We start from the raw sequence: 17525 nt of genomic DNA, 5'->3' as shown, positions 1-17525 counted from the left end.
CGCCATAGAACTTGCTCATGATCTCCGGGCCCGAGATCGAGATAAAGTGGGCGTTGCTCTCGTTTGCCACTGCCTTTGCAAGCAGCGTCTTGCCGGTGCCTGGCGGGCCATACAGCAGCACGCCTTTTGGCGCCTCGATTCCCAGCTTTTCAAATATTTCAGGGTGCCTGAGCGGGAGCTCGATCATCTCGCGGACCTTCTGGATCTCCTCCTTCAGTCCGCCAATGTCCTCGTATGTGACCTGGGGCACGCCCCTCATGGTCTCGCCCTTTTCTGCAATGTGGAATATCGTCTTTTGAGTTACCAGTACCGCATCAGCAGCCGGCGTCACGCCAATTACCTGGAACGTGAGCCTGCCGCCAAAGTACGGCACCATCACGTTGTCGCCCTTTATCAGCGGGACGGATTCAAGCGCGTCTGCGAGGTAGCGCTCGTCGATTGGAGGGATTGCCTCCAGCGGAGCGACTATGACCTTCTCTGCGGGGACTGCCTTGATCTTTTTGACTGTTACTGTATCGCCGATCGCAATGCCGGCGTTGTTCCTTACAAGGCCGTCTACGCGGATAATGCCCTTGCCCTCGTCTGATGGGTAGAGCGGTAAACACTTGGCAACTGTCCGGCGCTTGCCCCTTATCTCAATGACATCGCCAGTTGATGCGCCAAGAGAATCCATGGAATCATAATCGATCCTGGCCACCCCCCTTCCGACGTCGCGCGTATATGCCTCAAGAACCTTTAGGGATAGAGTATTCTGGCTCACACTAACACCTTGCCATTCCTTGTCTTTATACCTTTATTATCCTTCGCACGCGCCGCATCCCACAAACACATATTTTTTGCGGCAGCTTGTTCAATATTTTGCACGTTAGTAGCGGCCTGCCATACAATTTTTCCATTTTAGCCATCCCGAGTATGTCAACGGCGATACACAGAGGTGCTTTTACTTTCGCCGCCATATAACATGGCATGAACCGCTGCTGTGCTGGCATGGTAGAGCTATGGGCAAACGAGCAAGAGACCGAGTTTGGGATCAAGGTGTCCGGCGAGCAGGATTTCAAGGCGATAACCAGCAGGCACACAGGCATCATGTTTGAGAGAATAGTCGACAGCTCGGCTTTGCAGGGCGAGTCGTACGACTGGCCGTACGCCCTTGACCACTGGGTGTACAGCAGGTACAGCCGCGAAGTCAGCTCGATAACGAGGCAGGCGGCGGCAATGTGCCATACAGAGCTTTTGGCGTCGCCGTAAAGAGTTATAACTTGCCCAGCCCCACTTGCAACTGAATTGGACAAGGGAGAAAACCAGCCCATATTGCCGGGCGAACAGCTTGCCTCGATTGAGGAATTCGAGGGAGGCAAGAACACTTACCTCACCTCCGACGGCACGGTCAGGGCCGCGGCGGTCGGGACCAAGGTTTACGATCTTAAGAGGCGCGTGATAAAGATTGAACCCAAGAACTCGCCGATGCTGCCAAAGGTGGGCGACATCATCGTCGGCTTTGTCGAGATGCAGTTTGCCAGCATGATTTCGGTAAAGATACTCTACATTGACGGAAAGAAGTCGCGCTCTGGGTTTTCCGCCATAGCGTCGATAAGGCTCGGCGGCGGGCGCGACAGGCGCGACCGGCCGGTGTTTCGCCACGGCGACATCATACGCGGCAGGGTGACCAGCCTGCTCAACTCTACCGTTCACCTCACGCTTGCAGAAAGAGAGTTTGGCGTGCTCTATGCGACTTGCTTTATGTGCGGCGGCAACACAGTCAGGGTCAACGACACCCTAAAATGCGTCGAGTGCGGCGCGTACGAGCCGCGCAAGCCGACGCACGATTATGGACTTGAAACGTTCAGGCAGATACACAGGTCAGGCAAGTAATGGCCAGGGTCGCCTTCCAGGGAGAGCGCGGGGCGTACAGCGAAATGGCCGCCCTGCAGTACTTTCCCGGGGCGACGCTTGTCCCAAAAAAATCTTTTTCAGACGCATTTTCCGCAGTTGAAGAAAAAAAAGCAGGCTTTGCGGTTATCCCGGTCGAAAACTCGATAGAGGGAAGCGTCGGCGAGGTGTACGATTTGCTAGCTGGCACCCGGCTTGCGGCAGTGGGCGAGGTACACCAGCGGGTAAGGCACTGCCTGATAGCCAACAGGGGAGTCAAGATGGGCGACGTCAAGGTGGCGTACTCGCACCCGCAGGCGCTTGGCCAGTGCAGGGCCTACCTGCAAAAGAAAAAGATGCAAGCCATGCCTGCATACGATACTGCAGGCTCGGTCAAGATGGTCAAGGAGCAAAAGCTGCGCGACGCGGCGGCAATAGCAAGCAGGCGCGCAGCCGAGCTGTATGGCATGGAAATACTCGACGAGGGCATCGAAGACAGGAAGAACAACTATACCCGGTTCCTCGTCATGTCGCCGGCGAAAAAGCTGCCGAAAAGCGACGGCAGTTACAAGACGTCGATAATATTTTCAGTCAAGCACGTGCCGGGGGCGCTGTTTGGCATCCTGGGCGAGTTTGCAATTGGCCGGCTCAACCTGACAAAGATAGAGTCTAGGCCGACGAAAGAGACGCCCTGGGAATACAACTTTTACGTCGACTTTGAAGGGCACGCTGCGGACGCGGCAGCCAAAAAGGCGCTTGCCGCCATAAGGGGCAGGACGTCATACCTGAAGGTCCTGGGCTCTTACAAAAAGGCAGAGTCGGCCTAGCGGTTTCTGAACCGGAGGCTCAGGCCCACCACGATTATGCCGGTCACCGCTAGCAGCAAGGGCGCTAAGACCCCAAGCGGGTTTCCCTTTGTCTGGGCGCGGCCCGTTATTTGCAGGTCTTCGTCGCCGGTGTTTTCTATCACGAACCTGTATTCGCCGGCCTTTTGCGCTGTGAGCTCGTAGCTAAAGCTCGATATCCCCGTCTGGTTCCCGAGCACCTCGCCTTCAGGGTCGGTGATCTCGATGTCAAAAGTCGATCCGCTGACGGCAAGCGACGCGGTGTTGCCGACTTCCATGTCAGGCGAAAGCTCGTCCGTGAGCCCCGGCCTGACGGTGTTGTCGAGTGGGACGTCGACTACAACGCCGGAATATACACTGGACGCTACCCCTATGACGATGAACGCGGCGCCTGCCGCAAGCATCAGGTAAAAGGTCTTGCCGGCCATCGGGACTCTGCTGTCTACAGCCTTAGATAAACCATTTCTAGGATTTTTGTACCAGGCACCGATGCCGAGCGTCGAGTTTGGGCAGCTACATCACGTCTACGTCGTGCGGCTGGCTCTCGATAAAGCCGGCGCCGGTAATCCGGACAAACTCGGCGTTCTTTTGCATCTCTGGAATGGTCTTGGCGCCGCAGTACGACAGCCCTGACCGCAGGCCTCCGGCCAGCTGGCGCACGATCTCGACGACGCTCCCCTTGTAGGGCACCATCGCCTCGACGCCTTCCGGCACGTACTCGTTGGGGTCGTCGGCGTCCATCACCTGCTCGCCCTCTTCCCGGTATTTGCGGCCAAGCGACGCCATGTACGATGCCATGCCCCTGTACATCTTGAATTTCTTGCCGTTCTTTACAAGCGTCTTGCCGGGGCTCTCGTCCGTGCCTCCAAACATGCTCCCTATCATGGCTGACGACGCGCCGGCTGCAAGCGCCTTTGTGAGGTCGCCGGAAGTCCGGATGCCGCCGTCAGATATCACCGGTATGTCGTACTCGTTTGCCGCCTTGACCGCGTCGATTACAGCCGTCAGCTGCGGCACGCCCGAGCCGGTCACCACCCTCGTAATGCAGATAGAGCCCGAGCCGACGCCTACCTTGACCGCGTCAACGCCGGCTTTTATCAGGTCGCGGGCGCCGGCGCCTGTCGCGACGTTGCCTGCTATCAGGTCGCAGCTGGGAAAGGCTTTTTTGATCATGCTGACGGTGTTTATCGCGTTCTCGCTGTGGCCGTGCGCAATGTCGACCACGATTGTGTCGGCGCCGGCGCCCAGCAGCGCCTCGGTGCGCTCCAAGTAGTCGCCCTTTACCCCGACCGCGCCTCCCACCAGCAGCCTGCCTTTTTTGTCCTTGGCCGCGTGCGGGTACTCGTCAATCTTCAAGATATCCTTGCTAGTGATGAGTCCGGCCACGCGCCCTTTGCTGTCAACAAGCGGGAGCTTCTCTATGCGGTGCTTGTGCAGGATCTCTTTTGCCTGCTCTATCGTGGTGCCGGCCTTGGCCGTGATGACGTCCTTTGTCATCAGGTCTGAAACCCTGCGCTTGCCGTTCTTCTCAAACATGGTGTCGCGCCTTGTAATTATGCCTGCAAGCTTGCCCTCTTCTTCAACCAAGAGCCCCGAGACGCCGTACTCGGCCATCAGCTTTTGCATGTCGGCAAGCGTCATGTCCGGCTTGACCGTGTAAGGCTGCTCTATCACTACTGACTCTGATCTCTTTACCCGGAGGATCTCGTCCACGTGGTCCTCGATGGTCATGAAGCGGTGTATGATGCCGATGCCGCCCTCCCTTGCCACGGCTATAGCCATCTGCGACTCGGTCACCGTGTCCATGTTGGCGCTTATCAGCGGAACGTTCAGGTTAATGTTGCGCGAAAGTCTTGTCCGCAGATCGGTCTGCATCCTTGAAACTATAGGCGATCTTTTCGGGACAAGAAGCACGTCGTCAAACGTCAGACCTTCTCTAAAGTCCAACTAATCCCTTGCTGCTAAGACCGCTTTTAGGATTATAAGCGTTTGCCAGAGCGCGACAGCAGTTGCAGCATCGTCAGCGCCTGCACCGTCTCGCGCACGCCGTGCGTCCTTACCAGCGACGCGCCGTTCAGTGCGGCAATTATTTCGCACGCTATTGACGGCACCAGCCTCTGCTCTGCAGGCAGGTTCAGCAGGTGGCCGATGAACGATTTCCTTGATGCAGAAACACAGACCGGCCCGAGCGGCGCGAGCCGGTCAATGCTTGAGAGGACTTCAAGGTCTCTGGCGTACCACGGCCTGTCTGTCATTTTCGTGAAAAACGGGTTCTTGCCCTCGGCCCTGAAAAAGCCAATGGACGGGTCCACCAAGACGTCGCGGATGCCGGCTTTTTTTGCGATGGCAAGGGTCGCCTTCAATGCCTTGACCGTGCCTGCGACCGTGCCGGAGGCAGGCATGGTGCTGTAGGCGCCTGCGATAACCGGGACGCCGGCGCCTGCCGCCACCCCGGCCATCTTTATGTCGTATTTCAGGCCCGTGACGTCGTTTATCGCGTCCGCGCCCAGTTTGACGGCGGCACTTGCGACTTGTGCCCTAGGCGTGTCGACAGAGATGGCAAGGTCGCAACTTGACTTTATTGCTTCAATCGCGACTTTCAGCCGCCGGATCTCTTCTTCAACGGGTATGATAGTGTCAAGGTAGGGGGCGGTGGACATGGCGCCGATGTCGATGATGTGCGCGCCGGCCTCCTGCATCTCCCTGGCTGCAACCGCGATTTCCTGCGGGCCGGTCCGGACAGAGCCCGGGAAGAACGACTCGGGGCTGGCGTTTATGATCCCCATCACCTTCACCTCGTGCCCCTTGCCGACAGGCACGCTGCCAATCCTTGCCAACAAGAGCACCCGGCCTTTGTCCTATATTAATTGGCAAACCACAATTACAAAAACTCAAAAGCAAGAGCCAAGAAGCCATCAGCATGGATTTTAACAAGCTGTGCAAGCAGGTGTTTGCACTGAACGACGACGTCAGGTACGCCGCCGTGATAAACGACATGGGCGGGGTGGTGGCCGGCGGGATGCGCAAGGGCATCGACTCCATAACCGACCAGACTAACGACGAGCTGTACCTGGCCCAGACCGCGCTGCGCAAGTCCATGCGGCAGAGGTTCGACAACACCATGGGCAAGGCCCGCTTTGCATATGTCGAGCGAGAAAAGTTATCGCTCATCACGTTCTACCTCAACGACCACACGCTCGTCGTCGCGCTGGAGCCAAACCTCGACTCCCACACCGCGATGGACATTGCAGAGGACACTGTCGAGTTCCTGAAAAAGGCCTAGCTGCACTTTAGCAGGATCTTGCCGGCGTGCAGACCCCGCTCCATCCGCTCCTGCGCCGCCCTCGCCTCTTTCAGCGGGAACACAGAGTCGACTACGGGCCGGATCTTTTTCGCCTTTACGAACTTTAGCAGCTCCATCAGCTGCGCTTTAGAGCCCAGCAGCGCGCCGGTCATCGTCACCTGCTTGCTGTAAAACGTCCTCACCGGCACCACCGCGTCGTTGCCTGACGTCATGCCGCACACGCCCATACGGCCCCCGGTCCGGACCGACGCGATGCTCGTCTGCCACGTGGCGGCGCCGACGTGGTCTATGGCAATGTCGGCGCCCGTGCCGGTTATTTTCATGACCTCGCCGGCGATGTCTTTGACTTTCGACCTGTCGATGACGATGTCGGCGCCCAGCCTGTTCCCAAATTGCACCTTGTCCCTGCCTGCAGCCGTAGTGATTATCGTAGAGACGCCCAGCGCCCTTGCGAGCTGGATGGTCGCCATCCCGACGCCGCTTGCTGCGCCATAGACCAGCAATGATTTCCCCTTGCCGGCGCCGTTTGCCTTTAGCATGTTCCACGCCGTGAGGTACGAGACGGCAAGAGTAGCCGCGGTCTTGGCGTCCAGCTTTAGCGCAATGACATTGCGCGCAGGGACCGTTACCTGCTCTGCATAGCCGCCGTCATGGTCGCTCATGCCCCCGATGATGGCAAACTGGCTGCAGAGGTTTTCCCTCCCCTGCCGGCAGTGCGGGCACTTGCCGCAGCTGATGCCGGGGTATACCATCACCGGCTCGCCGGGTTGAAAGCTGGCTCCCTTGCGGACGGTGCCTACGATGTCGCATCCGCAGACGTGGGGCAGCCTGATCTTTTTTCCGGCCACCCCCATCCTCGTCCAGATGTCAAGGTGGTTGACGCCGCAGTACTCGACGTCTATCACCACGCCGTTTTTGCCCGGCGACGGGTCCGGCACTTCTCCGTACCGTATGGCGCTTGCAGGCCCGTGCTCGTAAAAAGGCGCCGCCTTCATTTCTTTGCCAGGTTGTGCATCGTTGCAAGGTCGGATGTAAAGGGCGCCAGCTCGTCCGGCACCGGCATGTCGATTGGGTCTTTGAGCGAAAGCGGCTTGCCCGTTTCCTTTGAAATGGTCTCCTTCTTTTTGTTCCAGACAAGCGAGTTAAAGTCAGTTACCGCCTTTGTCAGCTTTCTCATCTCTGCGTCCGCGCCCAGCTGTGCAGGCATGGCCTGGCTGTGGACGCTCTGGCCGGAATACATTTTCCACAGCTCTTCTGCGATAAAGGGCGTCAGCGGCGCCAGCAGCAAAAGCAGGGTCGAAAAGCACTTGTGGAGCGTGTACAGCGCTGACCCGTGGCCGGGCCTGTCGTCGTACGCCCTGCCCTTTACCATCTCGATGTAGTGCGCTGCAAACAGGTTCCACGTAAAGTCGCGGACGGCGTTTGCCGGGACAAAGAAATTGTATTCTTCATAGCCTTTTTTGCATTCCTGCACCAGGTTGTCAAGCTCTGCAAGTATCCACTGGTCGGTGGGCTCCAGCCTGTCCGGCCTTGCCGTCACGATGTCAAACGACGACAGGAAACGGCCGACGTTCCACAGTTTCGACATGAACTTTTGCGAGCCGGCGATGCGCTGCTCGGAGCAGCGGAAATCGTAGCCGAGGTTGGTCTCGCTTGCCGACCAGAACCGGAACGTGTCGGCGCCGTACTGCTGTATCACTGGAAACGGGTCGATGACGTTGCCTTTGCTCTTGCTCATCTTTTCCCCCTTTTCGTCGACGCCGTAGCCCATCACCCACGCGTCGGTCCACGGCATCTTGCCGGTCAGCTGCACGCAACGGAGCATGGTGTAATGGAGCCACGTGCGGATGATGTCCTTGGCCTGCGGCCTCACGGCGGCGGGGTAGGCATAATCGAAGAGCTTTTGGTCCTTGCCAAATTTTGTGACATAGAGCGGGCTGATGGAAGAATCCATCCACGTGTCAAACGTCCGGTCCTCGCCGGTGAATTCCGTGCCGCCGCATTTTGCGCATTTTTCAAACGGCGGCTTTTCCTTCCACGGCCTGTAATATTTCCCCGGCTCGGGCAGCGACGGCGCCTTGCAGGCGTTGCAGTACCATATCGGGATCTCTGTCCCGTAATAGCGCCGGCGAGACACGGGCCAGTCTATGGCGATAGAGTCGAGCCAGTTGAGCAGAATCTGCCGGTGCATCTCGGGGTGGAAATTCAATTTCATTGCCAGCTCGCGCAGCTGCTGGACATAGTCTATCTGCTTTACGTAATAGTCGTGCAGCGGGATGATCTCTATCGGCGTCTTGCTGCGCTCGCAAAGGGGCGTCCGGTGCTGGATGCTCTCTTCCTTCTCGATGAGGTTTGCGGCTTTCAGGTCTTCAATCACTTTGGTGCGCGCCTGGTTGACCCGCAGGCCGGCGTAGGGGCCGGCGGCTTCAGTCGTCACTCCGTTTTCAGAGAGCGCGACTATCTCCTTCAAGCCCAGTTCGCGGAACACCTGCACGTCGTTCTGGTCGCCATAGCTGCAGACCATCAAGGCGCCGGATCCAAATTCCGGCTTTGCCGAGTGGTGGATCCGGACCTGTACCTCCCGGCCAAAGAGCGGGAGCACGACAGTCTTGCCCTGATAGTCGAGGTAGCGCTCGTCTTCAGGGTTGACGATGACTGCCTGGCACGCGAACAAGAGCTCGGGACGCGTAGAGGCGATGATGATGTTGTCGTCGGTGCCGGCCACCTTGAACTTCATGTGGACCAGTTTCGTAGGCAGGTCGTCGTAGATTATCTCTGCGTCCGCTATCGTGGTTCCGCAGTCGGGGCAATAGTTGTTGGGCCTGTTGGCAAGGTACACGAGCCCGCGCTTCCAAAGCTCGATGAACGTCGACTGCGTCAGGGCGCGGTAATCGTCAGAGTCGGTGCGGTAGTACTGCTTGAAATCGCCGGATATCCCCATGTTCTTCATTATCTGGAGCATCTCGGCCTCCAGGTCGTCAAGGGCGCCCTTGCAAAGATCGAGGAATTTCTGCCGGTCCATCTGGCGCATCCTCACCTTGTATTTTTTCTCGGTGTAGATCTCGACCGGCAGGCCGTTGCGGTCGATGCCTATAGGGAAGAGCACGTTCTTGCCAGACATGCGGGCCGCGCGCGCAATCATGTCGATCTGCGCATAATGCGCTGCGGCGCCTATGTGCCACGGCTTGCCTGACGGGTAGGGCGGCGGGGTGTCAATGACAAACGCCGGCTTTTCGTTAATCGCAAAATGATACGCGTCGTCCTGCTCCCATTTTAGCATGATAGACTTTTCAATCTCGTGGTTCCACGACTTGGCCTGTATTTTCGGTTCTCTGGGTTCCATGGCTTGCGGCTGCCGTAATGGCGGCCAATACCGTTATTAACGTTAACGCGGACGACACCAGTCTTGGAGACGCTTGCCAGCAAAGCAGGAATAGATCAGAAATAACTATCGAGGTTCTCGAATAAAAAAGCAGGTTATGCTTGGGTCTGTATCACTATCGTTTGATTTTGTTGTTACAACGAGTCGTTTGATTGCCCGTTGTAATAATTGCTGATACTATGGTTCTATGCTTACCAGAAGAACAAAATGATTTTCGCATGCGGATATGTAAAACTTTCTTTGTTCACTAAGATCATCCTTTACAGTAAAGTGTCTTGAACATTCAGTGTTTGCATGAATCCAGTTCAGCATTTCCACATTTCTATTAGGCTGGCCGTCGTCCATCTGCCAATCAGGTATAGTAAGGTCGGCTATGCCAGAAGCCATAAGGTCGCCAGCATTTCGCAGGGCGGGATCGCCATCGTGTTCCCATCGGATAGTGATGTCGCGGACTCTTATTCGATCATGATAAGTGGAAATGCTCATTGAGCCATGATTTTTAGAGTCATGATCGGCTATCAAACCATACCCATAAAGTCCGCCATCGAAAAGACTGGTATTATAATAAAATTCATTTTTCATTCGGACAGCATTATCCGGCTCTCGACTGAAGTATTCAAACAATTTGGAAACGAGCACATCTTTCGTTCCCAAGCTATGCTGCGGATAATTGGACAATGCGCTTGTTCCCATGGTTGAGAATAGAGCGATAAGAGCAATCCCAGAAGCTAAACCCAAGAATACTGGAAGTGCAGAGGTCTTGGCCATCAGAGTCGCATCGTTGTTATTAGTATTCTAACGCAGATAAAGTACACCAAGTTAGCACCTCTTGAGAGGAATTTTCGGACAATATATAGGCCGACCCGGAAAAAGCTATTAATACTAAGCTTCACGCACTCTTTTTGTGAAATTCGTCGACTGGTTCCCGTATTATCAGGGCATCCGCTCAGAATTTGGCTATAGCACAGAGAAGGACCAGGAGGCGGCAAGGACGCTGTCGGGCATGATAAAGAGAAAGGCCCTCGAGGCAAAGGTCCTTGAGAAAAAATTAAAGGGCAAGAACGTCTTTGTGATTGGCGCCGGCCCGAGCCTCGACGGCAGCATTAAACTCCTCAAAAAGAACTCTTCTTTTGTAAAGGTGGTGGCAGACGGCGCGGTGCAGGCCCTGCTTGAAAACAAGATAAAACCGGACATTGTCGTGACGGACCTTGACGGCAACCCCGCGGCTCTGCAAAAGGCGGCCAGCAGGGGCGCGACCATGGTGGTGCACGCCCACGGTGACAACACGGGCATGCTTAAAAAGCTGGTGCCGAAATTCAAAAAAGTCCTGGGGACGACGCAGGTGATGCCCCTTGAGAACGTCTACAACTTTGGCGGCTTTACCGACGGCGACAGGTGCGTGTTTCTGGCAGAAGAGTTTGGCGCCAAGAAGATAGTGCTGGTCGGCATGGACTTTGGCGCAAGCATCGGCAGATACTCGAAAGAAGAGGTAAAGGACCCGGAGCTGAAAAAGCGCAAGATGCAGGCAGGCAAGCGCCTACTCGAAATGCTGGCCAAGCAGTCCCGCTCGCAGTTGCTTGACACGAATAAAAAGCCCGTCAAGGGCTTTGCGGCCTACTAGCAGGCATGGTCAGCCAGAAAAAGGCCATCGGCATAATAGGCATCTTTTTCGCGGTGGCCGGCGGCGTAGTGTGGTTCTTTGGCCAGTACATACCGGCCGTAATGCTGTGGGGCGTCGCCGGAATAATAATGCTAAAGCTGAACAAAAGGCATGCAAAAAAGAGGCGGTAAGGCTATTATACCAATTGTGATCAAGATGTGGTGCGATGTCTGGCTATTCCGAAGATGACGTGAGGCGCGCCGCCGAGATACGCGAGTGGCTCGTCAAGCAAATATCTGACAAGGCGGAAGAGCTGGACAGGCTCAGGACGACCTTGACGCTAGTTGATAGCTTGCTAAAGCAGGGCAGTTTCCGCGCCGCTGCCGCTATGGAGCCAAGGGCCCAGCCTTTGCCAAGGCAGACGGCGAATTCCCAGCCCGCGAGGCAGTCAAACCTCGAGGCAGCAGGCAGGGACGTCAGGCCGCTAAAGAGGGCAAAGGACGAGTTTGTGCTTGCCAACGCCGAGGTCGCGACAAACGCCATAACGATAACCCCGGCGCCAGGGGTGACGCTCAGCGCCAACACGCCCCCGTTCCGGTCGTTCTTTCTCAGCCGCATACTTGACGGCATGAAGGGCAAGGACGCCGAGAAGGTGAGCCAGGGCGCAATCAAAGAGTCCGACACCATCGATTACAGGGTGGAAGAGGAAGGCGGCAACATCAAAAAGATAACGATTTCCAACTACCGCGACAAAGACAGGCTACAGGAGATCTTCAACACGTCTTCGTGGGTCTTTACCAGGATGCTAGAGAAGGCGGGAAGTTGAAAGAAAAGCAGATGGACAAAATAGTCGTCCTCGACTTTGGATCGCAGTACAGCCATTTGATCTGCAGGCGCATCCGCGAGGCCAACGTCTATTGCGAGCTGTTGCCGTACAACACGCCTGCAAAGGTCATCAAGGAGATGAACCCTAAAGGCATCATATTTTCCGGCGGGCCGGCAAGCGTCTATGCAAAGGGGGCGCCCAAGCCGGACCGGCAGATATTTGGCATGGACAGGCCGATCCTCGGCATCTGCTACGGCCACCAGGTGCTAGTCGACAATTTCGGTGGCAAGGTAAAGAGGGCCGCAAGCCGCGAGTACGGGAGGGCGGGGCTGAAAATCGACGACAACTCGGACCTTTTCAAGGACCTCGGCGGCAACATCAACTGCTGGATGAGCCACGGTGACAAGGCAGACCAAGTCCCGGACGGCTTTGAAGTCATCGCCCACACCGAGAACTCCGAGACTGCCGCGATTGGCAATAGGGGCAAAAAGATGTACGGCATCCAGTTCCACCCCGAAGTCGTCCACACAGAGAGGGGCGTGCAGATCCTGAAGAATTTCGCCCAGCAGATCAGCGGGGCAAAGCCGGAATGGGACATGCAGAGTTTCGTAGAGACTACCATAGAAGACGTGCGCAGGCAGGTGGGCAAGGACAGGGTGCTGGCGGCAGTGAGCGGGGGCATCGATTCTACCACGGTCGCGGCGCTGCTGAACAGGGCTATTGGAAAACAATTGTCGTGCGTGTTCATCAACCACGGCCTGCTCAGGCAGGACGAGGAGAAAGAGGTGGTGCAGCTGTTCAAGAAGCACCTCGGCATCAACCTCATCTATGTAAACGCAGAAAAGCGGTTCCTGGGCAGGCTAAAGGGCGTGACTGACCCGGAGAAAAAGCGCAAGATAATCGGCGACCAGTTTGCAAAAGAGTTCGTGGCAGTCGCGAAAAAGCACGGGCCCTTCAAGTGGCTCGCTCAAGGTACATTATATCCGGACGTCATTGAAAGCGGCGTGTCCAAAGGCCCGGCTGCTGTGATAAAGACGCACCACAACGTCGGCGGCCTTCCAAAGTGGCTAAAGTTGAAAATAATAGAGCCTCTGCGCTATCTGTACAAGGACGAGGTGAGAAAGGTCGCAAAATTGCTGGATGTGCCGGATGAACTGCTAAAGAGGCACCCGTTCCCCGGGCCGGGCCTCGCAGTCAGGATAATTGGCGCGATAACGCCGGAAAAGACGAGTATTGCAAAGAGGGCAAGCAGGATAGTCGAGGACGAGCTAAAGAGCGCGGGATATTATGACAAGGTGTGGCAGGCTTATGCGGCAGTCGGCGACGACAGGGCAGTCGGCGTGCTCGGCGACGAGCGGGTGTATGGCCACGTCGTGATGGTGCGCGTGATAGAGTCCATCGACGCCATGACGGCCGACTGGACCCGTCTGCCGTATGAAGTCATCGAGCGCATCAGCAACAGGATCACAAACGAGGTAGAGGGCGCGACATGGGTTACATACGCGGTGTCAAGCAAGCCGCCGGCAACTATAGAGCCGCAGTAAAAAGAGAATGCGCACTTTTCATGAGGAAAAACACACCAACATAGTCGGCCAGAACTGAGTCGAATTTATGACAAAGGAATATTTCTAGAAGTTGAACTCTATTGTTTCTTGCTGAAGCCCTCGGGATAGCCAACCTTTTGCTTACCTTTGAAGCTGCCCGCGACCTTCTTGCTCAATTCTAGCGCGCGCCTAGACTTTTGCGGATCGGTTGTTTTGAAGAATACCTGCAATGCGCGTAGTTCGCCCACGATCTTTTTTTCGCCGAGCTCTTTCGCACGCTCAAATACTATCCGTTCTTGCTCCTCTTTCGAGCGAGCAAAGAAACCTGGTCCTCCTAGCGCACCTTCCTTGAGGGGTAGGACGACTTCTGGTCCCCGGCCCTTTTTTCCGCGATCACGAATCTTAAATGTCGAGGGTTTTACCCGCGATTTACCAACTCTTATTATCTTGCCGCCTCGCCTCGCGGTATATGCTTTTCTTACATATCCCTTTCGATGGATAGTTAGTTCAGTCATATCTATCCAAGTACACCTTGGCAATCATGATACAAAAGACTATCCCCAATGGGGATGCGCACTATTTGAGCATGAAAACACACCAAAAGTGATGGCCAGAATTGGGTCAACTATATTCCAACTAGTTCAGCTCTAAAATCTGTATTTGAAAATTGGCGGAGTTTTATCCTTAGCAGTTAGTCCAAACCAGTCGCGTTTGTCTGAATTTTCAGGTTTACAGTACGAGCATCTATCTCCCTGGCTATGATAATGTCTTCCACAAAGCGCGCATAATTTACTGGTCCTTTTCTTCATGTGCTCCTTTATCTGGCGAGTAATATGCCAGTGACCTTTCCTGCATACAGGAATAGTCTCAGGTGGCTCGTACGATATATGGTGCTGTTGCAAACTTTGCGGACTTTTGCAATAACTGCAACTATCAGCCAATGTTGTAGTAGGCGGATAGCGATGATATACCTTTAACCCTCACCATCGTAGGGGTTGTACTCCTCTCGCTCGTTGTCAAATGTCAACCCGGATTCCTTGGCATACATGCGCCCGCCCAGATTAACATCATGCGGCATTGAGCCTACGCATAGGTCGCTATGCACTGACGTTATGCGCGCCGGCCAGAACCGTTTTCTGTCCGCGTTGAGGTCGATCTCGCGAGTGAAGGTCTTGAACTTGCCAACGTCCTTTATTCTAGCGCGCAATATGGCAGATTTTAACCGGACAGGTCGAAGTCACCGCAGCTCGATGATTACCCTGCCGTCAGATGTTTCTCTAGTGGCAGCGTTCTTGACAGGGATCTTGTTCACTTCGTAGCCAATACCACGCAGCTTCCAGTTGCTGTTGAGCCTCTTGATGCCGTTCTGGATAGTTAGCAGATCGCCCCATGATCATCTAGCTCGAGCCCCCGCCTCATTGCCAATTGCGCGACTCCCATAATATTCTAAAATGGTTTCCTCCTCATTATTTCTAAATTCGTTCGACAAGTCTTGAGATCGGCCTTTAATTGCTCGTTCTCTTGCTCTAGTTTCTGCTTTCTTTCCATAAGGTTCTTTACAAATTCAAAACTAATTCTAGTAGGAAATCTTTTGTTCCTGCCTGTTTTAATTTTTGAATAAAGATAGAGATATTCGGCATAGGTTTCATCAAGTTCGTCGGTCTTTTTATTTAAATTACTCTCAACATGGTTTAAGAAAACCGCAGCCCGCCAGTCCGTGCGTATCAAAATCTTCTTGTAGTATTCTTGAAAATCTGGCCAGTAGAGAGTCCTTTTGAGATAGTCTACATATGACCGGCCTTGCTTGTTCAAGTAATATGTATACATGTATCCCTTATACTCATCATCCGCTCCACCTACTGATCGCTTTACCTTCTTTCTTGACAACAATTGCATTCGATAAAGCCGGCCAAGGTCATTAGAAACCAGCTTGAGACTGGTAGATGGAAACGTTTGGAAAAGCTCAGTTGCAATATATCGAAAAAGAGTTCTTGTATTGAACTGCGGATTCTGGGCGGAGAATGTGTCAACTATGGCGAGTGTCATTCTATAATGCATCTTCGTCATACTATTAGGATGACGAACATATAAACAAAAACTAGCGTTTTGCTTTTCCTCAATAATAGGGATTGTGAGAGGTGATATTGGTGGTAGACTCCAGTTCTAAAAAGGATAGGCGGGACCGTGAAAGATAAAAAGGCGGGCCTGTCGCCGTTGCGCTCAGGCCCCGTCAGAGTCGTCGATGTAGAAGGTTATGTTGACAGTCGTCGAAACCTCCTGCTGGCCCGGCTGGAACTGCGTTGCGGCTGCCAGCGCTGCCGACTCGAATGCCCTTGAAAAGAGCGGGAACTGCGCTTCGCCCGTGTTGACAGACTGCACGCCTGTCACCTCCATGCCAAGCACGCCCGTAGCAATGTCTGCCCTGCTCCTTGCGCTGTTGATGGCGTCTTCCATCAGGCTGTCGCGGATCTCCTCCTGTCTCTCAGTAGAGATAAAGAACGACACTCCGTCGACGGTGTTTGCGCCTGCCTCGACTGCCGTGTCCACGACGCTGCCGGCCGAGATCGTCCCGTTCACGTCAAGGGTCACGCTGACGGTGTTGGTCACCCTGTAGCCGGTGATCACCTGATCCCCTGGCTCGCATCCGGGAGGCGGCGGGAATATAGTTATGCACACGTCGCTGCCGTCCTGCCCGCCCGCATAGACGGGGACAAGCTGGTAGCTGTTGGTCGCTATCTGCTCCTCGGCGACGTCAAGCTCGACAAGCGCGTCGATGACGTCTGCCATCAGCTCTGCGTTGGCGTCGACTGCTTCCTCTGCCGACGTGCCGTTGGCCGTGACGCCAGCCGTTACTATAAACTTGTCTGGCTGCACCTTGGCAGTGGCAGTGCCGGACGTGGAAAGCGTCGACGTGCCGTTGGTATTTGCCACCTGGCTGCTATTTCCTGGCTGCTGCGCAGCCGCGCTCTGCATCTGGTTTGCCGCAATGACGGCCGCCAAAATCGCCGCTGCTGCAATGCCTGCCAGCAAGACAGTCTTTCTGTTCCTGAAATTTCCGTCAGACATATTGAATATTATGGGCTTGCCATAATAGGTAAGCCTGATGCCTAGATCAAACCAGATATTGCATCTCTCAACCCACAATAGAGATTCCCTTTGCCGTTTCCAGCCTATCAAGGGAAGAAATTTGCCGCAACGTTGTTCCGGGTTTGCCGGCTAGTGCAATGGAGGGTTTCTAAATTTTCCCTCCGTCTCCAGAGTCGTGGACGTCAAAAAAGCCCATCCAGCCCAGGTCCGTGAACTCTGTCACGTGCGCGTGGAACATGTACCTGCCGGGATACTTGTACTGTATCTCCATTATGCCCCTGTCGCCCTGCCCCAGCTCTATTATGTCGTTGATGAACGCCGGCTTGTCCCCTATCCCGGAAGGATAGTAGTCAAAGAGCGCGCCGTGGACGTGGTAGGAATTGATAAGGTCGAACTCGAGCATGTTGACCACGTATATGCGGTAAGGCTGGTCGGTCTGCAGGTGGATGGGGTGCATCATGTATCCAAAGGCATAGCCGTTGGCCGTATAGATCTCGTTGCCCCGCTCTGCCTCCTCTGGCGGTTCTTCCCCTTCCTCCAACTCTGGCCTGATGAGCGTCGGCCCTTCTTGGTCATAGTCCAGGTCGTAGCCGTTGAGCATCATCACCATCTCTGGCATCTCTGGCTTTGGGGTCCGGGGGTCTATGATGAGCGCGCCATAGAGCCCCCTGTTGATGTGGTCATGCAGCGGGTCTATGTGGCAGTGATACGGGTACACCCCTGCCGGCTGGGCGATAAAGTCGTAGGTAAAGTTGCCGCCTGGCATGATGGGGTTTGCCTGCACCCCGTCCATCTCTGCTGGATGTATGGAGTGCATGTGCATAGAATGTGGAAGCGTGCTGTTTGCAAGGTTGATGACGTTTATCTTGACGTGGTCGCCTTCGGTGACTCTGATCGTCGGGCCCGGAACGGTGCCGTTGAAGGTCCATGCGTCGTGCACGTGCGTGGGGTTTTCAGATATCTGGACGGGCACGTTTTCCTTGACTATCAGTGTGAATTCCCTGAGCACCTGGCCGGTTGCTTCACTTGATACCCTGCCGCAGTTGAAATGCGTCAGATATTCCGTAT

At 55.0% G+C, this 17525-nt stretch carries 20 protein-coding genes; 8 read left to right on the top strand and 12 right to left on the bottom strand.

Annotation, left to right across the window (positions count from 1 at the left end):
* Positions 1–760, bottom strand: a 760-nt coding sequence (locus ACREAY_RS03300; RefSeq protein ID WP_431754339.1) for an AAA family ATPase, incomplete at its 3' end; no start/stop codon positions are given.
* A gap of 206 nt (positions 761–966) precedes the next feature.
* Here ACREAY_RS03300 and ACREAY_RS03295 point away from each other — a divergent pair.
* The 3 genes from ACREAY_RS03295 to pheA are packed head-to-tail and all read left to right on the top strand — an operon-like array spanning position 967 to position 2696.
* Positions 967–1248, top strand: a complete 282-nt coding sequence (locus ACREAY_RS03295) for a hypothetical protein (RefSeq protein WP_431754338.1) — start codon at positions 967–969, stop codon at positions 1246–1248.
* A gap of 36 nt (positions 1249–1284) precedes the next feature.
* On the top strand, positions 1285–1872 hold the full coding sequence (locus ACREAY_RS03290; protein ID WP_431754337.1) for an exosome complex RNA-binding protein Csl4: 588 nt from the start codon (positions 1285–1287) through the stop codon (positions 1870–1872).
* A complete protein-coding gene (pheA, locus tag ACREAY_RS03285; RefSeq protein ID WP_431754336.1) occupies positions 1872–2696 on the top strand; it encodes a prephenate dehydratase in 825 nt (274 codons plus the stop codon). The genes ACREAY_RS03290 and pheA overlap by 1 nt, the downstream gene beginning before the upstream one ends.
* On the opposite strand, the gene ACREAY_RS03280 is transcribed toward pheA, so the two are convergent.
* The 3 genes from ACREAY_RS03280 to folP all read right to left on the bottom strand — a co-directional run bounded on the left by ACREAY_RS03280 (position 2693) and on the right by folP (position 5551).
* Complete coding sequence (locus tag ACREAY_RS03280) at positions 2693–3142, bottom strand: hypothetical protein (protein ID WP_431754335.1); 450 nt, start codon at positions 3140–3142, stop codon at positions 2693–2695. The genes pheA and ACREAY_RS03280 overlap by 4 nt on opposite strands.
* 85 nt (positions 3143–3227) lie before the next feature.
* Complete coding sequence (guaB, locus tag ACREAY_RS03275; RefSeq protein WP_431754334.1) at positions 3228–4661, bottom strand: IMP dehydrogenase; 1434 nt, start codon at positions 4659–4661, stop codon at positions 3228–3230.
* Positions 4662–4693: 32 nt separating this feature from the next.
* On the bottom strand, positions 4694–5551 hold the full coding sequence (gene folP / locus ACREAY_RS03270; RefSeq protein WP_431754333.1) for a dihydropteroate synthase: 858 nt from the start codon (positions 5549–5551) through the stop codon (positions 4694–4696).
* An 83-nt stretch (positions 5552–5634) separates the two neighbouring features.
* On the opposite strand from folP, the gene ACREAY_RS03265 reads away from it, so the two are divergent.
* A complete protein-coding gene (locus tag ACREAY_RS03265) occupies positions 5635–5997 on the top strand; it encodes a DUF6659 family protein (protein ID WP_431754332.1) in 363 nt (120 codons plus the stop codon).
* On the opposite strand, the gene ACREAY_RS03260 is transcribed toward ACREAY_RS03265, so the two are convergent.
* The 3 genes from ACREAY_RS03260 to ACREAY_RS03250 all read right to left on the bottom strand — a co-directional run bounded on the left by ACREAY_RS03260 (position 5994) and on the right by ACREAY_RS03250 (position 10168).
* Positions 5994–7013, bottom strand: coding sequence for a zinc-binding dehydrogenase (locus tag ACREAY_RS03260; protein WP_431754331.1), 1020 nt, complete (start codon positions 7011–7013; stop codon positions 5994–5996). The two genes, ACREAY_RS03265 and ACREAY_RS03260, sit on opposite strands and share 4 nt — an antisense overlap.
* On the bottom strand, positions 7010–9361 hold the full coding sequence (locus ACREAY_RS03255) for a valine--tRNA ligase (RefSeq protein WP_431754330.1): 2352 nt from the start codon (positions 9359–9361) through the stop codon (positions 7010–7012). Before ACREAY_RS03255 ends, ACREAY_RS03260 begins: the two co-directional genes overlap by 4 nt.
* A gap of 216 nt (positions 9362–9577) precedes the next feature.
* Positions 9578–10168, bottom strand: a complete 591-nt coding sequence (locus tag ACREAY_RS03250) for a hypothetical protein (protein WP_431754329.1) — start codon at positions 10166–10168, stop codon at positions 9578–9580.
* A 136-nt stretch (positions 10169–10304) separates the two neighbouring features.
* Between ACREAY_RS03250 and ACREAY_RS03245 the strand changes: the two genes are divergently transcribed.
* Genes ACREAY_RS03245 through guaA form a run of 4 tightly spaced genes read left to right on the top strand, consistent with a single transcriptional unit; the run spans position 10305 to position 13370 of the window.
* Entirely contained in the window at positions 10305–11021 is a 717-nt protein-coding gene (locus tag ACREAY_RS03245; protein ID WP_431754328.1) for a 6-hydroxymethylpterin diphosphokinase MptE-like protein, read from the top strand.
* Positions 11022–11026: 5 nt separating this feature from the next.
* A complete protein-coding gene (locus tag ACREAY_RS03240) occupies positions 11027–11191 on the top strand; it encodes a hypothetical protein (protein WP_431754327.1) in 165 nt (54 codons plus the stop codon).
* A gap of 35 nt (positions 11192–11226) precedes the next feature.
* Positions 11227–11826, top strand: coding sequence for a hypothetical protein (locus tag ACREAY_RS03235; RefSeq protein WP_431754326.1), 600 nt, complete (start codon positions 11227–11229; stop codon positions 11824–11826).
* Positions 11827–11837: 11 nt separating this feature from the next.
* Positions 11838–13370, top strand: a complete 1533-nt coding sequence (guaA, locus tag ACREAY_RS03230) for a glutamine-hydrolyzing GMP synthase (RefSeq protein ID WP_431754340.1) — start codon at positions 11838–11840, stop codon at positions 13368–13370.
* 98 nt (positions 13371–13468) lie between these two features.
* Here the strand turns inward: guaA and ACREAY_RS03225 are convergent, their stop codons facing one another.
* The 5 genes from ACREAY_RS03225 to ACREAY_RS03205 form a co-directional block, all read right to left on the bottom strand.
* Positions 13469–13885, bottom strand: coding sequence for a hypothetical protein (locus ACREAY_RS03225; RefSeq protein ID WP_431754325.1), 417 nt, complete (start codon positions 13883–13885; stop codon positions 13469–13471).
* Positions 13886–14343: 458 nt separating this feature from the next.
* Positions 14344–14577, bottom strand: coding sequence for a hypothetical protein (locus ACREAY_RS03220; RefSeq protein WP_431754324.1), 234 nt, complete (start codon positions 14575–14577; stop codon positions 14344–14346).
* A gap of 239 nt (positions 14578–14816) precedes the next feature.
* A complete protein-coding gene (locus ACREAY_RS03215; RefSeq protein ID WP_431754323.1) occupies positions 14817–15416 on the bottom strand; it encodes a hypothetical protein in 600 nt (199 codons plus the stop codon).
* A 174-nt stretch (positions 15417–15590) separates the two neighbouring features.
* The gene (locus tag ACREAY_RS03210) at positions 15591–16436 is read right to left on the bottom strand and encodes an SIMPL domain-containing protein (protein WP_431754322.1); all 846 of its coding nucleotides are present in this window, start codon (positions 16434–16436) and stop codon (positions 15591–15593) included.
* A gap of 169 nt (positions 16437–16605) precedes the next feature.
* Positions 16606–17525, bottom strand: a 920-nt coding sequence (locus ACREAY_RS03205; protein WP_431754321.1) for a multicopper oxidase domain-containing protein, incomplete at its 5' end; no start/stop codon positions are given.

The sequence above is a fragment of the Nitrososphaera sp. genome (assembly GCF_050748925.1).
GTDB lineage: Archaea > Thermoproteota > Nitrososphaeria > Nitrososphaerales > Nitrososphaeraceae > Nitrososphaera.
Note: the sequence above shows the minus strand (reverse complement) of the source record. Positions and strands in the feature narration are given on the sequence as shown.

Excerpts from the sequence above, each read along its gene's own strand:
- ACREAY_RS03295 (WP_431754338.1), top strand. The coding sequence starts at position 967 with ATGAACCGCTGCTGTGCTGGCATGGTAGAGCTATGGGCAAACGAGCAA.
- pheA (WP_431754336.1), top strand. The coding sequence starts at position 1,872 with ATGGCCAGGGTCGCCTTCCAGGGAGAGCGCGGGGCGTACAGCGAAATG.
- ACREAY_RS03280 (WP_431754335.1), bottom strand. The coding sequence starts at position 3,142 with ATGGCCGGCAAGACCTTTTACCTGATGCTTGCGGCAGGCGCCGCGTTC.
- ACREAY_RS03265 (WP_431754332.1), top strand. The coding sequence starts at position 5,635 with ATGGATTTTAACAAGCTGTGCAAGCAGGTGTTTGCACTGAACGACGAC.
- ACREAY_RS03260 (WP_431754331.1), bottom strand. The coding sequence starts at position 7,013 with ATGAAGGCGGCGCCTTTTTACGAGCACGGGCCTGCAAGCGCCATACGG.
- ACREAY_RS03255 (WP_431754330.1), bottom strand. The coding sequence starts at position 9,361 with ATGGAACCCAGAGAACCGAAAATACAGGCCAAGTCGTGGAACCACGAG.
- ACREAY_RS03250 (WP_431754329.1), bottom strand. The coding sequence starts at position 10,168 with ATGGCCAAGACCTCTGCACTTCCAGTATTCTTGGGTTTAGCTTCTGGG.
- ACREAY_RS03240 (WP_431754327.1), top strand. The coding sequence starts at position 11,027 with ATGGTCAGCCAGAAAAAGGCCATCGGCATAATAGGCATCTTTTTCGCG.
- ACREAY_RS03235 (WP_431754326.1), top strand. The coding sequence starts at position 11,227 with ATGTCTGGCTATTCCGAAGATGACGTGAGGCGCGCCGCCGAGATACGC.
- guaA (WP_431754340.1), top strand. The coding sequence starts at position 11,838 with ATGGACAAAATAGTCGTCCTCGACTTTGGATCGCAGTACAGCCATTTG.
- ACREAY_RS03225 (WP_431754325.1), bottom strand. The coding sequence starts at position 13,885 with ATGACTGAACTAACTATCCATCGAAAGGGATATGTAAGAAAAGCATAT.
- ACREAY_RS03215 (WP_431754323.1), bottom strand. The coding sequence starts at position 15,416 with ATGACACTCGCCATAGTTGACACATTCTCCGCCCAGAATCCGCAGTTC.
- ACREAY_RS03210 (WP_431754322.1), bottom strand. The coding sequence starts at position 16,436 with ATGTCTGACGGAAATTTCAGGAACAGAAAGACTGTCTTGCTGGCAGGC.